A 14,415-nucleotide genomic window follows, 5' to 3' on the forward strand; every position below is an offset into this window, starting at 1 on the left:
GGCCTGGAACAGAGGCCTGGCGCCCCCGGTGGGTCAGACGCTGTCCTGGACCGGCAGCGCCGCCACCATCGGATGGTCCCTCTCGATCAGGCCGAGCTTCGCACTGCCGCCGGGGGAGCCGAGGTCGGTGAAGAACTCGGCGTTCGCCGCGTTGAACTGCTGCCACGGCTCTGGGGTGTCGTCCTCGAAGTAGATCGCCTCGACCGGGCAGGCCGGCTCGCAGCCGCCGCAGTCGATGCACTCGTCGGGGTGGATGTAGAGCATCCGCTCCCCCTCGTAGATGCAGTCGACGGGGCACTCGTCCAGGCACGCCTTGTCCTTGACATCCACACAGGGCAGGGCGATCACGAATGTCATCGGGCTGCCGTCCTCTCCGGTTCGGTGCTGCTTGCCGCTCTGGCGTAGCCGACCGTAGGTGCTCAAGTTGACTTGAGGTCAAGAGGAAGGCAGTGCATGACGACGCATCAGCCCGGCGACGCCAGGGCCACCCCGGACGACTGGCTGGGCATCGGCGAGGTCAGCGCGCGGACCGGGGCGGCGGTGTCCGCCCTGCGGTTCTACGAGGAACTCGGCCTGATCGCGTCCGAACGCGACGAGCGCAACCAGCGCCGCTACCCCCGGCACATGCTGCGCCGGATCGCCCTGATCTCGGTGGCGAAACGGATCGGCATCCCGCTGCAGGACCTCCGGGAGGCGTTCGTCGACGTACCGCTCGACCGGCCGCCGAGCCACCAGGAGTGGCAGCGCGCCTCGCGCGGCTGGAAGCGCCGTCTGGAGGAGCGCCGGCAGACCATCGAACGACTCGAGGCCGAACTCACGGGGTGCATCGGCTGCGGCTGCCTCTCGATGAAGGCCTGCGCCCTGCTGAACCCGGGCGACACACTCGCCGAGGACGGCGCCGGAGCCCGACGCCTGTAAGGGGTCCCGGGGCCGGCTCTCTCCCGGATCTTGCCGGACCAGCACACGGCTCCCCCGGCCCGAGACGGCTCCGGGCCGGCGGTCGATGACCGCCGGCCCGGAGTAGCCGGTCGTTCTGCTGCTACAGGACCGGGAGGTTCTTGCGGAGTTCGAAGGCCGTGACCTCCGAGCGGTACTCCTCCCACTCCTGCTTCTTGTTGCGGAGGAAGAAGTCGAAGACGTGCTCGCCGAGGGTTTCGGCGACCAGTTCGCTGCGTTCCATCAGGGAGATGGCCTCGCCGAGGTTCTGCGGGAGGGGTTCGATGCCCATCGCGCGGCGTTCGGCGTCGGAGAGGGCCCAGACGTCGTCGTCGGCGCCCGCCGGGAGTTCGTAGCCCTCCTCGATGCCCTTGAGGCCGGCCGCCAGGAGGACCGCGTACGTGAGGTACGGGTTGGCGCCCGAGTCGATCGAGCGGACCTCGACGCGGGAGGAGCCCGTCTTGCCCGGCTTGTACATCGGGACGCGGATCAGGGCCGAGCGGTTGTTGTGGCCCCAGCAGATGTACGAGGGGGCCTCGCCGCCCGAGCCTGCCGTGCGCGAGGAGCCGCCCCAGATGCGCTTGTAGGAGTTGACCCACTGGTTGGTGACCGCGGCCGTCTCGGCTGCGTGCCGCAGCAGGCCCGCGATGAAGGAGCGGCCGACCTTCGAGAGCTGGTACTCGGCGCCCGACTCGTAGAAGGCGTTGCGGTCGCCCTCGAAGAGGGAGAGGTGGGTGTGCATGCCCGAACCCGGGTACTCCGAGAACGGCTTCGGCATGAAGGTGGCCTGCACGCCCTGCTCCAGCGCGACCTGCTTCATGACCAGGCGGAAGGTCATGATGTTGTCGGCCGTCGAGAGGGCGTCGGCGTAGCGCAGGTCGATCTCCTGCTGTCCCGGGGCGCCCTCGTGGTGGCTGAACTCCACCGAGATGCCCATCGATTCGAGCATGGTGATCGCCTGGCGGCGGAAGTCCATGCCCACGTTCTGCGGGGTGTGGTCGAAGTAGCCGGAGTTGTCGGCCGGGACCGGGCGGGTGCCGTCCAGCGGCTTGTCCTTCAGCAGGAAGAACTCGATCTCCGGGTGGGTGTAGAAGGTGAAGCCCAGGTCGGAGGTCTTGGCGAGGATGCGCTTGAGGACGTAGCGCGGGTCCGCGAAGGACGGGGAGCCGTCCGGCATGAGGATGTCGCAGAACATGCGGGCGGTCCCGGGGGCCTCGGCGCGCCACGGCAGTATCTGGAACGTGCCCGGATCCGGCTTGGCGATCATGTCGGACTCGTAGACCCGTGCGAAGCCCTCGATGGCGGAGCCGTCGAAGCCGATGCCCTCGTCGAAGGCCTGCTCCAGCTCCGCGGGGGCGACCGCGACGGACTTGAGGAAGCCCAGTACGTCGGTGAACCACAGGCGCACGAAGCGGATGTCGCGCTCCTCAAGCGTCCGGAGGACGAATTCCTGCTGCTTGTCCATGCCTTCATCCTCGCAGTTCAGACGGCCTGTGCACCACCGCCTGACCGGTCGCGGCGCACTCGGGCCGGCTCAGTATCGCCAGTGGTGGTTTCCGCCACATTACGCACCCGCGAAAGGTCGCGGCACCCCCGCACTGACCTCGGCCGGGTCATGAGCATTACCATCTGCGCCCATGGGGGGCCGGGAGTACGTTCAGCGGGGGCGTCAGGGACGTTCCGCACTCCGGCGTGCCGTCCTGCTGACGGTCCTCGGCGTGCTGGCCGGCGCGCTGTTCCTCTGTGCGCGCTCGGGCGAGCCGCACTCCGTCTCCACCGCAGATGCCGCCTCCACCGCAGATGCCTCCGCCGCCTCCGCCGAGGCGCGGGCGCACGGTACGGCCCGCGCCGTCTGCGTGTCCCCGTACGACCTGCCCGGCTGCTCTCCCCTCGCGCACGTGACCCCGGCCGTGCTGCCCGTGCCGCCGCCCGCCGTGACCGTTCCCGGCGGCAGGACGCCGCCCGGCACGCTCACGGCGCCGACGGGACGGGTCCGGCCGCCCGAGACGCTTGCGCGCGCCCCTGACCTGCATGTTCTCCAGGTGCTGCGGACCTGACGGGTCCGGTTTCGCGTTCCGTCCACCCCCCTCATCAGAAGAAGGAACCAGGGCACATGGCCAGCAAGTCCGCTAGGACCCCCCAGCACACCGACCCGAACTCCCGCCAGGCGCGGATAGCCGAGATGCGCCGCGTCGAGAAGGCCCGGGAGCGGCGCAACAAGGCGATCGCGATCACCGTCTCGTCGGCCGTCGTCGTCGGTCTCGTCGGTTTCGGGACCTGGGTGCTGATGGAGCAGAAGCAGGAGGAGAAGCGGCAGGCGGCGGCCGCGGAGAAGCTCCGCAAGGAGGCGGAGGAGATCCGCAAGAAGCCGGTCGAGGGCGAGCAGCTCTGGGACGTGAAGAACCTCGGCCGCAACCACGTCGAGACCCCCGTGAAGTACGAGATGAACCCGCCGGTCGGCGGTGACCACCACCCCCGCTGGATGAACTGCAACGGCGACGTCTACAAGAACCCGGTGCCCGAGGTGAACGCCGTCCACTCGCTGGAGCACGGCGCCGTCTGGGTGACGTACAACGACAAGGCCGCCCCGGCCGACGTCGACAAGCTCGCCGCGACCGTCGGCAAGACCCCGTACACGCTGATGAGCCCGGTCAAGGAGCAGACCGGCACGATCATGCTCAGCGCGTGGGGCAAGCAGCTGACCGTGGACAAGGCGGACGACCCGCGGGTGGCGCAGTTCTTCACCAAGTACGTGCAGGGCGAGCAGACGCCGGAGCCGGGCGCGGCCTGCACCAGCGGCGTGGCCGCCAAGTGAGCCGCGCGATACCCCGTACGTACTGGGTCGCGGGCACGGCCGTGCTGCTGGCGCTGCTGTTCGCCGCGGCGGCCACGGTCGCCGCGGCGAAGGGGTCCGGTGCGCCGGCCCCCCGTACGGAGCCCCGTACGCCGGGACTGCACTCCGCCGACGCCGGTTTCGCCCGGGACATGTCGGTCCATCACCAGCAGGCGGTGGAGATGTCCTTCATCGTGCGGGACCGCACCCAGGACGAGGCGGTGCGCACCCTCGCCTACGACATCGCCAACACCCAGGCCAACCAGCGGGGCATGATGCTCGGCTGGCTGGACCTGTGGGGGCTGCCGAAGGTGGTGGCCGGCGAGCCGCCGATGTCGTGGATGGGGAGCTCGGCGGGCCACGGCGGGCACGCGGGGCACGGCCCCGCCAAGCCCGGCGCGCTGATGCCCGGCATGGCCACCAAGGAGGAGCTGGAGCAGCTCGGCGCCGCCTCGGGGCGCGACGCGGAGGTGCTCTTCCTGCAGCTCATGACCGACCACCACAAGGGCGGCGTGACGATGGCCGAGGGGTGCGTGCAGAGTTGCGTGACCCCCGTCGAGCGGGAGCTGGCGCAGGGCATGGTCGACGCGCAGCGCTCGGAGATCACCCTGATGACGGACATGCTGGCGAAGCGCGGGGCCACACCGCGCGGCTGACGGGACACGCTCGTACGGTGGTGGGAGGCGCCCTCTCACCCGTACGGGCGTGTGCTCCGCCGCCGTCCGCGGGCCGTCGGATCGGCAGGCCGTCGGGGAGGCGGGGTGTGGGCCGGACGGCCGCATCCCGGTGGGGACGCCGGGCCGGGCGCGCCCGCACCCGGCTGTGAACGGCGTGCTCAGGAGGTTCAGTCATGACCACCGCCGCAGACATCATGCACCCCGGCGCCCAGTGGATCCCGGCGCACGAGACCCTCGACCGGGCCGCCGAGCTGATGGCCCGGCTCAATGTGGGTGCGCTGCCCATCAGCGACACCGAAGAGCGCTTGTGCGGCATCATCACCGACCGCGACATCGTCGTGAACTGCGTGGCCAAGGGCCTGGACCCGTCGAAGATGACGTGCGGGGACATGGCCAAGGGCACCCCGCGCTGGATCGACGCCGGCGCGGACGTGTCCGACGTGCTGGACGAGATGGAGAGCCACCAGATCAAGCGGCTGCCCGTCATCAGGGACAAGAAGCTGATCGGCATGATCAGCGAGGCCGATCTGGCCCAGCACCTGTCCGAGGACCAGCTGGCGGGCTTCGTCGAGAAGGTCTACGCCCGGCGCTGACGGGCACGCGCGCACGTCACTGCGCGTCGCGCCGCCCCCGCTCGCTCGTCTCCACGACCGTCCGGGCCACCTGGTCCGGGCGGTCGAGCATGACCAGGTGTCCGGCGGGCTCGGCGACCTCGAAGCGGGCGCCGAGCCGGTCGGCGAGGTCGGCCTGGCGGCCCAGCCAGCGCAGCGCGCCGCGGCCGGACGTTCCGTCGTGACCGGCGAGGACGGTGGTGGGGGCGGTCAGCGGGCGGGTGCGGCTCAGCGCCGCCAGCTCGGCGGCCATGTCCAGGTAGCGGGAGTTCTCCAGCAGGGCTCCGCGCCAGACGCGGCCGGTGCGGTAGCAGCGGCGTACGAGGTCCGGCGCGGCCGGGTCGCCGCCGCCCGTGCGGGAGGCGCGTACGGTGGCGCGCCGGGCGGCGGGGCCCAGTGCGGCCGGCAGCCCGACGGCGGTCACGGCCCGGCCGAGGGCGCGGGCGGCGCCGGTGCGCAGCGCGGGGGGCAGGACCGTACGGGGATCCTCCTCGACGCTGGCGTCGACGAGGACCAGGGCGGCGGTGCGCTCCGGGTACAGGCGGGCGAAGCCCTCGGTGTGGAACGCGGCGATCGAGTGTCCGACGACGGTGACCGGGGCGGCCTCGGGCCCGCCGAGTCCCAGCGCGTCGAGGAGGCCGGCGATCCGGTGGGCCTCCCCGGCGGTGGTGGGCGGTGCGGCGGCGGGGGCGCTGAGGCCGTGTCCGGGCCGGTCGAAGCGGACGACGGTGCGGCCCGCGGCGACGAGCTGCGCGGCGACGGCGTCCCAGTCGAACCAGGCCATGGCGAGTCCGGCGCTGAGCACGCACACGGGGCCGCGGCCCTCGACGACGACGTGGAGGGCGGTCCCGTCGACGTTCAGGAACAGGCCCGGGCCCCGCTCCCCCGGGCCCCGCTCCCCCGGGTACGGCGGCTCGTGCGGCCCGTTCGGCTCGTGCGGCCCGTCGGACTGACGCGGCCCGTTCGGCCCGTTCGGCTCGTGCGGCTCGTGCGCGGTCATGTGCGGCGTTCCTTGTGGACGGAGTAGGCGAGCAGGCCCAGCCAGAGTGCCACGAGCAGGACCTGGAGCCGCTGACCGGCGCCGAGTGCCCACGTGCCGCGTCCCGCGGTGAACATCGCGATGGCCGACAGCGTCCAGGCGGTGGCGAGCAGTTCCATGACGACCAGCGCGGGGCCGTAGCGGGCCAGCGGGGCGAACCAGCCGTAGCGGCGGGCCGCGACGGTCATGGCCACCAGTCCCACCAGGGCCCCGGTCATGGCGAGGCTGCTGCTGACGGCATGGGCCTGGTGGGTGGCGGGGACCAGCCCGGCGGTCTCCCGGGCGGCGCATTCGGGGTCCGCGGTGGGCGTGCAGCTCAGCGGGAGCCAGGCGTCGGCCGCGGTGGCCGCGCCGAAGAGGGTGACCCCGGCCCAGCCGGCCACCGCCCACGCACGGCGGGACTCGGCGTACTTCAGCAGCCGTACGAGGGCCAGCAGGCCGCCGGCGAAGGCGAGCATCCCGGCGGTGAAGTCGGTGGCCCGGAAGAGGCCGCCGAGCGGCTGGTCCTGGGCGGCGAGTTCGCTGACGTACGTCTCGATGGGGTTGAGACCCGTGGAGACGACGACTTCGAGCACCCACGCGGTGTACGCCGCGGCGGCGAGGCCGATCAGGAGGGCGACCGGCCGGGCGGTACGCGGAGTAAGTCCATATGGGGACATAAAGTTACTGATCCTAGTCAAGCTCGGGGTCGGTCCTCCGCCGATCGGATACCCACCCCGGGTAGGGTTCCGGCCATGACGCGCAGTGCTCGGCGAGCTGCCCCGGGGTCCCGGCCGCCGCTGCTCCCGCTGCTGCTCGCCGTACTGCTGGGCGCGGTCGCCCTGCTGTCCCCGGGCCGTCCTGCCGGGCCCCACGCCATGGAGGACGTGTCCCCGGCCCGGTGCGTTGCCTCGGCAGGGGCTTCCGGTGCGGCCGCGCGCGGTGGCGCTCACCACACCCCCGCCACCCCGCCGCAGGTACGCGGAGCCGGCCGGGAACCGGCTCCGGAGCCGGAGCGGGCCGCCCGGTCGGCCATGTCCGGAACCGGAACGGGCCGTCCCGGATCCGGCTGCCCCGCCGCCGCCCCCGCCGCGGGCGCCCGCGATCTCCCCGTCCGGCCGGCGGTCCTGCGGATATAGGCAGGCCCCCGGTACCGCCCCCGCATCTCCCTGCATCTCCCCGGGGCGCCGCCGGACCGCGCCCGCCCGTGCGTCCACCACCCCACACCCCGAGGTGTTCCCTTGCGCTGTCTCCCCACCCGCCGCTCCGTACTCGGCGCCGCCGCGGCCGCCGTGGGCTCCGGGCTGCTCGCCGCCTGCTCCGGTCCCGCGGGCTCCACCGGCTCCGGCTCCCCGGGCTCCGCCGCGGACACCCGTACGGGCCACGGCTCCATGCGCCACGGCGGCCCGAAGGCCGACGGGCCCGCGGGGTACGTCGACCCGGCCGGGCCCGAGGTCCGGGCCGCCGAGGCCGCCCGCGGCGCCACCGGACCGCTCACCGAGGTCAAGGTCACCGCCACCGCCACCACGCTCGACCTCGGCGGCGGCCGCACCGTGCGCTCCTGGGCGTACGGCGACCGGCTGCCGGGCCAGGAGGTCCGCGCCACCGCGGGCGGCACCCTCTCCCTCACCCTGGCCAACAACCTCCCCGAGGCGACCTCCCTGCACTGGCACGGCCTCGCGCTGCGCAACGACATGGACGGGGTCCCGGGGCTGACCCAGCGGGACATCGCCCCGGGCGGGTCCTTCGCGTACAAGTTCGCCGTCACGCACCCGGGGACGTACTGGTTCCACCCGCACACCGGGGTGCAGCAGGACCGCGGCCTGTACGCGCCGCTCATCGTCGAGGACCCGAAGGAGCCGCTCTCCTACGACAAGGAGTGGGTGGTGGTCCTCGACGACTGGATCGACGGGGTGGACGGGGCCACTCCGGACGCCGTCCTCGCCGAGCTCCGCAAGGGCATGAGCACCCGGGGCGCGGGCGGCGCCGTCCACGGCCGCACGTACGTGCACATGGGCGGCGAGAGCGACGTGCTCGGCAAGGACGCGGGCGACGTCGTCTACCCGCACTACCTGGTCAACGGGCGGGTCCCGGAGGACCCTTCGGTCTTCACGGCACGCCCCGGGGACCGGATCCGGCTGCGCATCGTCAACGCCGGCGGGGACACGGCCTTCCGGATCGCCCTCGGCGGCCACGAGCTGACGGTCACCCACACCGACGGCTTCCCGGTCGAGCACGCCACGGCGCGTTCGCTGCTGCTGGGCATGGGCGAGCGCTACGACGTCCTGGTCACCGCGCAGGACGGGGTGTTCCCGCTCACCGCGCTGGCGGAGGGCAAGGACGGGTCGGCGCTCGCGGTACTGCGCACCGGGACGGGCACGGCCCCCACGGCGGCGACCCGCCCGGCCGAGCTGGAGGCACGCCCGCTCATGGCGGACGCGCTGCGGGCCGCCGGTGCGGCCGTACTGGCGCGGCGCGAGCCGGACCGTACGCTGCAGATCCGGCTGACGGGCTCCATGAGCCGCTACAACTGGGCCTTCGACGGCACTCCGTACACGCCGGACCAGCGGCATCCGGTCAAGGCGGGCGAGCGGGTCCGGCTGGAGTTCCGCAACGCGACCCCGATGTGGCATCCGGTGCACCTGCACGGGCACACCTTCGCGCTGGGCACGGAGCCCGGCGGGGCGCGCAAGGACACTGCGATCGTCCTGCCGGGCGGGCGGCTGACGGCGGACTTCGACGCCGACAACCCGGGGCTGTGGATGACGCACTGCCACAACGTCTACCACTCGGAGTCCGGGATGATGACGGTCCTCGGCTACCAGCTCTAGGGGGCGCGGGCCGGCCCCCACCGCGAGCGGGCGGGAATTCGGAAGGGCGTTCGCCACCGGCATGGCACCCTTGCTCTGATCACGACAGCCGCGACAAAGGACGCCTCCGCCGGTATGACCACCCCGCCGAACCCGCCCAGCACCCCCTCCGGCCCGCCGACGGAACCGGCGGGCACGCCCGTTCCGGAGACGGCCCCGATACCGGCGCCCGCCCAGCCCCTCTCGCTCGAAAAGAACCAGGCAGCCGAACCGGCCGGGGCGGCGGCGGAGGCCCCGGAGGCGGCCCCGGCTGCCCCCGAAACGGCTCCGGAGGCAGCCCCCGAGGCCGCTCCGGCCGCCAAGGCTCCGGCCACGGAGACACCCGCGCACGCACCCGCACCCGCACCCGAGGCACCCGCACCCGCCGCCGAGGCCCCTGCCGCCGAACCCGCCCCGGCCCCGGCCGCGGCCCCCTCGGCGTTCGCCCCGCCCTCCCCCGGACCGGCGGCTCCCGGCGACCCCGCCGCGCCGTACGGCGTCCCGGGCGCTCCCGCCGCCCCCACCGACCCGTGGGGGCAGCCCGTTCCCGGCTACGCCCACGACTACGGCTACGGCTACGGCTCCGCCCCGTACGGCGGCTACCCGCAGCCCGCCAACGCCACGAACGGCCTGGCCGTCGCCGCCCTGATCGTCGGCGGTTTCGGCCTCGTCCTCGGCTTCGTGCCGTTCCTGTTCTGGCTCGGCGGCATCCTCGCCGTGACCGGCGTGGGCCTGGGCATCGGCGCCATCGTGCGCGCCAACAAGGGCGCCCCGAACAAGACGATGGCCGTCATCGGCACCGTGCTCGCCGGTGCGGGCATCCTCGCCTCGGTCGGCGGCTTCTTCCTGACCGCCGCCGTCATCGACCGCACCACCGACCGCATCGAGGCGGGCGTCGACGACTTCGACGCGTACGACCCGGAGCTGGACGGCCCGTTCCCCAGCGGCGAACCCTGGCCGTCGGTGTCCAAGGCCCCGTCGCCCTCCCAGGTCCCCGGCCTGACGAGCGCGCTGCAGTTCGGCGAGACCTTCACCTACCCGAACGGGGTCAAGGTGAGCCTGTCGAAGCCGACGAAGTACGAGCCGAAGGGCATCATCGCCCGCGAGCAGGTCAAGAACGCGGTCCAGATCACGATCACCATCACCAACGGCTCGTCCGCGCCGCACGAGGTCATCTACGCCGTGCCCAACGTCCGCGACGACAAGGGCATGACCGCCGAGATGGTCTTCGACAGCGGCGGCGGCACCACCGTCCCGAAGATGGTGAAGGGATCGATCCTGCCGGGCGAATCCGCCAGCGGCGTCGTGGCGTTCGAGATCCCCGAGGGCACCAAGAACCTCACCGCGGACATCGCCGCCGGAACCCTGCTCGACGACGTGAAGTACGCCGGTCCGATCGGCTGACGCGCCCGGGGCCCAGGACATCGCGTCAGAAAGACGATTAAACTGGGCCCCGTGCCTCAACTACGCCTCGCTCTGAATCAGATCGACTCGCACGTCGGCGACATCGCCGCGAACGCCGACTCGGTCGTCCACTGGACCCGGCACTCCGCCGAGCAGGGCGCCCACCTGGTGGCGTTCCCCGAGATGATGCTGACCGGGTACCCCGTCGAGGACCTCGCCCTGCGCAGCTCCTTCGTCGAGGCCTCCCGCGCCGCACTGCGCGGCCTCGCGGAGCGGCTGGCCGCCGAGGGCTTCGGCGAACTGCCGGTCGTCGTCGGCTACCTCGACCGGACGGAGAAGGCGACGCCCCGCCTCGGGCGCCCGGCCGGCTCCCCGGAGAACGCGGCGGCCGTCCTGCACCGCGGCCGGGTGGTGCTGCGCTTCGCCAAGCACCACCTCCCCAACTACGGCGTGTTCGACGAGTTCCGGTACTTCGTGCCGGGCGACACCCAGCCGGTGATCCGGGTGCGCGGCGTCGACGTGGCCCTGGCCATCTGCGAGGACCTCTGGCAGGAGGGCGGCCGGGTCCCGGCCACCCGCTCCGCCGGGGCCGGGCTGCTGGTCTCGATCAACGCCTCCCCGTACGAGCGCAACAAGGACGACGTACGCCTCGAACTGGTGCAGAAGCGCGCCCAGGAGGCCGGCTGCACCCTCGCCTACCTGGCGATGATCGGCGGCCAGGACGAGCTGGTCTTCGACGGCGACTCGATCGTCGTCGGCGCCGACGGCGAGGTCGTTGCCCGCGCCCCGCAGTTCTCCGAGGGCTGCGTCCTGGTCGACCTCGACCTGCCGGCCGCCCGCCCCGACGCCCCCGAGGGCGTGGTGGACGACGGGCTGCGCATCGACCGCGTGGTCCTGTCCGAGGAGCCGGTGGAGCCGTACGAGCCGGTCGTGACCGGCGGCTATGCCGACCGGCTCGACGACGACGAGGAGGTCTATGACGCGCTGGTCGTGGGCCTGCGCGCGTACGTACGGAAGAACGGATTCCGATCCGTCCTGGTCGGGCTCTCCGGAGGCATCGACTCCGCGCTCGTCGCCGCCATCGCCTGCGACGCGATCGGCGCGCAGAACGTGTACGGCGTCTCGATGCCCTCGAAGTACTCCTCGGACCACTCCAGGGGCGACGCGGCCGACCTGGCCGAACGCACCGGCCTGAACTTCCGGACCGTGCCCATCGAGCCGATGTTCGACGCCTACATGGGCTCGCTCGGCCTCACCGGCCTGGCCGAGGAGAACCTCCAGTCCCGGCTGCGCGGCACCCTGCTGATGGCCCTGTCCAACCAGGAGGGCCACATCGTGCTGGCCCCCGGCAACAAGTCGGAGCTGGCCGTCGGCTACTCCACCCTGTACGGCGACTCGGTCGGCGCGTACGGCCCGATCAAGGACGTCTACAAGAGCGACGTCTTCCGGCTCGCCCGCTACCGCAACCGCGCGGCGGCCGAGCGCGGCGAGACCCCTCCGATCCCGGAGAACTCGATCGTGAAGCCGCCGAGCGCCGAGCTGCGCCCCGGACAGGTGGACACCGACTCGCTGCCGGACTACCCGGTGCTCGACGCGGTCCTCGCCCTCTACGTGGACCGGGACCAGGGCCTGGAGGAGATCGTGGCGGCCGGTTTCGACGCCGAGCTGGTCGCGAAGACCCTGCGGATGGTCGACACGGCCGAGTACAAGCGCCGCCAGTACCCGCCGGGCACCAAGATCTCCGCGAAGGGCTTCGGCAAGGACCGCAGGCTGCCCATCACCAACGGCTGGCGCGAGCGGGCCTGAGCCCTGAGCGCACCGCGGAAGGGCCCCACCGCCACCGGTGGGGCCCCTCCGCGTCTCTCCGGTTCCGCGTGCGGGAGCGCCGCTACTTGTTCACCGTCACCCGCGCGGCGACCGGCAGGTGGTCGCTGCCCGTGCGGGGCAGGGTCCAGGAGGCCTCCGGCCGGATCCCGCGGACCATGATCTGGTCGATGCGGGCCATCGGGAACTGCGCCGGCCAGCTGAAGCCGAAGCCGTCGCCCGCCGCGCCCTGGGTGGAGCGCATCTGCGAGGTCACCTCGGACAGGGCGCGGTCGTTCATGGTGCCGTTGAGGTCGCCGAGGAGGAGGACCTTCTTCAGGGGTTCGGCGGCGAGCGCCGCGCCCAGCGCGTCGGCGCTGTCGTCGCGCTGGTTGGCGGTGAAGCCCGCGTTCAGCTTGACCCGGACCGAGGGCAGGTGGGCGACGAAGGCCGCGACCTCGCCCTGCGGGGTGGCGACGGTGGCCCGCATGGCCCGGGTCCAACCCATCCGGATGTCCACGGGCGCGCTGCCGCTCAGCGGGTACTTGCTCCACAGGCCGACGGTGCCCTCGACCGAGTGGTACTTGTACGTGCTCGCCAGGGCCTTTTCGTAGACGGGGACGACGCTGCCCTTGAGCTCGGTGAGGGCCAGGACGTCGGCGCCGGAGCGGGCGACCGACTCGGCGGTGCCGCGCGGGTCCGGGTTGTCGGCGTCGACGTTGTGGGTGGCGACGACGAGGTCGCCGCCGGTGCCGGACTTGTCGAAGACCAGTCCGCCGAAGAGGTTCAGCCAGACCACCGCGGGCAGCACGACCGCGATCAGCGCGGTCGCCGACCGGCGGAAGACGGCTCCCGCCACCAGAAGCGGAACGGCCAGGCCCAGCCACGGCAGGAAGGTCTCGGTGAGGCTGCCGAGGTTGCCCACGTCGTTGGGCAGGTCGGCGTGGAAGATCATGACCAGTGACAGCAGGACGGCGATCGCGGCCAGGACCAGGCCCCGCCGCCAGATGCCCGGATCCCTGCGCAGCTCGGCCAGCCGGCGCCGGAAGCGGGGCTCGGAGTGCTCGTGCTCCGAGCCGCCGTTCCCCGATTCCGTCCTGTACGCCTGTGCCATGCCGCTGCCCTCACTGCCGTGCTCGCGCTCCGTCCCCGCCCCTTGACCCTAGGCGATGAAGCGGAGCCTTCCGTGCCGTACGTCACGACCGTCTGTCACGGTCGTACGTCCGGGAGGACGAACGGCCGTACGCAGCGGGTTCCGCTTGTCACGAAACGCGCACATTGGCGTACCCGGTCCGGCGGGCCGCCCGCACCACTTCCGCCCACGGCCCCGGGGATGCCACCATGGTGGGTGAGTCCGGGGACACCGTGAGGGTGCCTCGAGATGACACAAGGAGCAGTTGCAATGACGCATGCCGTTTCGCCTGCCCGCGAACCCGCAGCCGCGGCCTCCCCCACCCTGTACGGAGGCACGGGCACCCGGCGCATCACCGTCCGCGACCTGACCCTCGCCAAGGAACGCGGCGAGAAGTGGCCCATGCTCACCGCCTACGACGCGATGACCGCGTCCGTCTTCGACGAGTCCGGCATCCCGGTCATCCTCGTCGGCGACTCGATGGGCAATTGCCACCTCGGCTTCGACTCCACCGTCCCGGTGACGATGGACCACATGACCATGCTCTCGGCGGCCGTCGTGCGCGGCACCAGCCGTGCGCTGGTCATCGGGGACATGCCGTTCGGCTCGTACCAGGAAGGCGCCGTGCAGGCGCTGCGCAGCGCGACCCGCCTGGTCAAGGAGGCCGGAGTGGGCGCCGTGAAGCTGGAGGGCGGCGAGCGGTCGCTGGCCCAGACGGAGCTGATCGTGCAGTCGGGCATCCCCGTCATGTCCCACCTGGGGCTGACCCCGCAGTCGGTCAACGCCATGGGTTACCGGGTCCAGGGCCGCGGCGACGAGGCCGCGCACCAGCTGCTGCGCGACGCGAAGGCCGCGCAGGACGCGGGCGCGTTCGCGGTGGTGCTGGAGCTCGTCCCGGCCGAGCTGGCCGCCGAGGTCACCCGGTCCCTGCACATCCCGACGGTCGGCATCGGCGCGGGCGCGGAGTGCGACGCCCAGGTCCTGGTGTGGACCGACATGATGGGCCTGACCGGCGGGAAGATGCCGAAGTTCGTCAAGCAGTACGCGAAGCTCCGCGAGACGATGACGGACGCGGCGAAGGCCTTCGCCGAGGACGTCGTCGGCGGAACCTTCCCGCAGGCGGAGCACGCCTTCCACTGACACCGGCACGGC

Annotated in this window: 15 protein-coding genes; 10 read left to right on the forward strand and 5 right to left on the reverse strand. The window is 72.5% G+C overall.

Annotated features, from left to right (window positions below; all coding sequences use genetic code 11):
• Positions 1-33 precede the first annotated feature (33 nt).
• A complete protein-coding gene (fdxA, locus tag AB0O53_RS32345; RefSeq protein WP_351001223.1) occupies positions 34-357 on the reverse strand; it encodes a ferredoxin in 324 nt (107 codons plus the stop codon).
• Positions 358-453: 96 nt separating this feature from the next.
• Here fdxA and soxR point away from each other — a divergent pair, with 96 nt between their 5' ends.
• A complete protein-coding gene (gene soxR / locus AB0O53_RS32350) occupies positions 454-918 on the forward strand; it encodes a redox-sensitive transcriptional activator SoxR (protein ID WP_351001220.1) in 465 nt (154 codons plus the stop codon).
• Positions 919-1,039: 121 nt separating this feature from the next.
• Here the strand turns inward: soxR and AB0O53_RS32355 are convergent, their stop codons facing one another.
• Entirely contained in the window at positions 1,040-2,401 is a 1,362-nt protein-coding gene (locus AB0O53_RS32355; protein WP_007263785.1) for a glutamine synthetase family protein, read from the reverse strand.
• Between the two features lie 172 nt (positions 2,402-2,573).
• On the opposite strand from AB0O53_RS32355, the gene AB0O53_RS32360 reads away from it, so the two are divergent.
• The 4 genes from AB0O53_RS32360 to AB0O53_RS32375 all read left to right on the forward strand — a co-directional run bounded on the left by AB0O53_RS32360 (position 2,574) and on the right by AB0O53_RS32375 (position 5,039).
• Positions 2,574-2,993, forward strand: a complete 420-nt coding sequence (locus AB0O53_RS32360; RefSeq protein WP_365200370.1) for a hypothetical protein — start codon at positions 2,574-2,576, stop codon at positions 2,991-2,993.
• Between the two features lie 56 nt (positions 2,994-3,049).
• A complete protein-coding gene (locus AB0O53_RS32365; protein WP_381897745.1) occupies positions 3,050-3,751 on the forward strand; it encodes a thioredoxin-like domain-containing protein in 702 nt (233 codons plus the stop codon).
• Positions 3,748-4,425, forward strand: coding sequence for a DUF305 domain-containing protein (locus tag AB0O53_RS32370; protein WP_351001212.1), 678 nt, complete (start codon positions 3,748-3,750; stop codon positions 4,423-4,425). Before AB0O53_RS32365 ends, AB0O53_RS32370 begins: the two co-directional genes overlap by 4 nt.
• 194 nt (positions 4,426-4,619) lie before the next feature.
• Positions 4,620-5,039, forward strand: coding sequence for a CBS domain-containing protein (locus AB0O53_RS32375; protein WP_351001210.1), 420 nt, complete (start codon positions 4,620-4,622; stop codon positions 5,037-5,039).
• 16 nt (positions 5,040-5,055) lie between these two features.
• Here the strand turns inward: AB0O53_RS32375 and AB0O53_RS32380 are convergent, their stop codons facing one another.
• Both AB0O53_RS32380 and AB0O53_RS32385 read right to left on the reverse strand, forming a co-directional pair.
• A complete protein-coding gene (locus AB0O53_RS32380) occupies positions 5,056-6,057 on the reverse strand; it encodes an alpha/beta fold hydrolase (RefSeq protein ID WP_351001207.1) in 1,002 nt (333 codons plus the stop codon).
• Positions 6,054-6,755, reverse strand: a complete 702-nt coding sequence (locus AB0O53_RS32385; RefSeq protein ID WP_351001204.1) for a DUF998 domain-containing protein — start codon at positions 6,753-6,755, stop codon at positions 6,054-6,056. The genes AB0O53_RS32380 and AB0O53_RS32385 overlap by 4 nt, the downstream gene beginning before the upstream one ends.
• A gap of 75 nt (positions 6,756-6,830) precedes the next feature.
• On the opposite strand from AB0O53_RS32385, the gene AB0O53_RS32390 reads away from it, so the two are divergent.
• From AB0O53_RS32390 to AB0O53_RS32405, 4 genes are all read left to right on the forward strand, one after another.
• Positions 6,831-7,214 (forward strand): hypothetical protein, encoded by a 384-nt coding sequence (locus AB0O53_RS32390; RefSeq protein ID WP_365200374.1) that lies wholly within the window; start codon positions 6,831-6,833, stop codon positions 7,212-7,214.
• Positions 7,215-7,316: 102 nt separating this feature from the next.
• On the forward strand, positions 7,317-8,906 hold the full coding sequence (locus AB0O53_RS32395) for a multicopper oxidase family protein (RefSeq protein ID WP_365200377.1): 1,590 nt from the start codon (positions 7,317-7,319) through the stop codon (positions 8,904-8,906).
• Between the two features lie 114 nt (positions 8,907-9,020).
• Positions 9,021-10,328: a DUF4190 domain-containing protein gene (locus tag AB0O53_RS32400; protein WP_365200379.1), complete on the forward strand. Its 1,308-nt coding sequence runs from the start codon at positions 9,021-9,023 to the stop codon at positions 10,326-10,328.
• 51 nt (positions 10,329-10,379) lie between these two features.
• On the forward strand, positions 10,380-12,134 hold the full coding sequence (locus tag AB0O53_RS32405) for an NAD+ synthase (RefSeq protein WP_365200381.1): 1,755 nt from the start codon (positions 10,380-10,382) through the stop codon (positions 12,132-12,134).
• Positions 12,135-12,216: 82 nt separating this feature from the next.
• On the opposite strand, the gene AB0O53_RS32410 is transcribed toward AB0O53_RS32405, so the two are convergent.
• Positions 12,217-13,245, reverse strand: a complete 1,029-nt coding sequence (locus tag AB0O53_RS32410) for an endonuclease/exonuclease/phosphatase family protein (RefSeq protein ID WP_351001190.1) — start codon at positions 13,243-13,245, stop codon at positions 12,217-12,219.
• Between the two features lie 288 nt (positions 13,246-13,533).
• Between AB0O53_RS32410 and panB the strand changes: the two genes are divergently transcribed.
• Positions 13,534-14,403 (forward strand): 3-methyl-2-oxobutanoate hydroxymethyltransferase, encoded by an 870-nt coding sequence (panB, locus tag AB0O53_RS32415; protein WP_328740151.1) that lies wholly within the window; start codon positions 13,534-13,536, stop codon positions 14,401-14,403.
• The last annotated feature ends 12 nt before the right edge of the window (positions 14,404-14,415 follow it).

The organism is Streptomyces erythrochromogenes (assembly GCF_040684695.1).
GTDB lineage: Bacteria > Actinomycetota > Actinomycetes > Streptomycetales > Streptomycetaceae > Streptomyces > Streptomyces erythrochromogenes_C.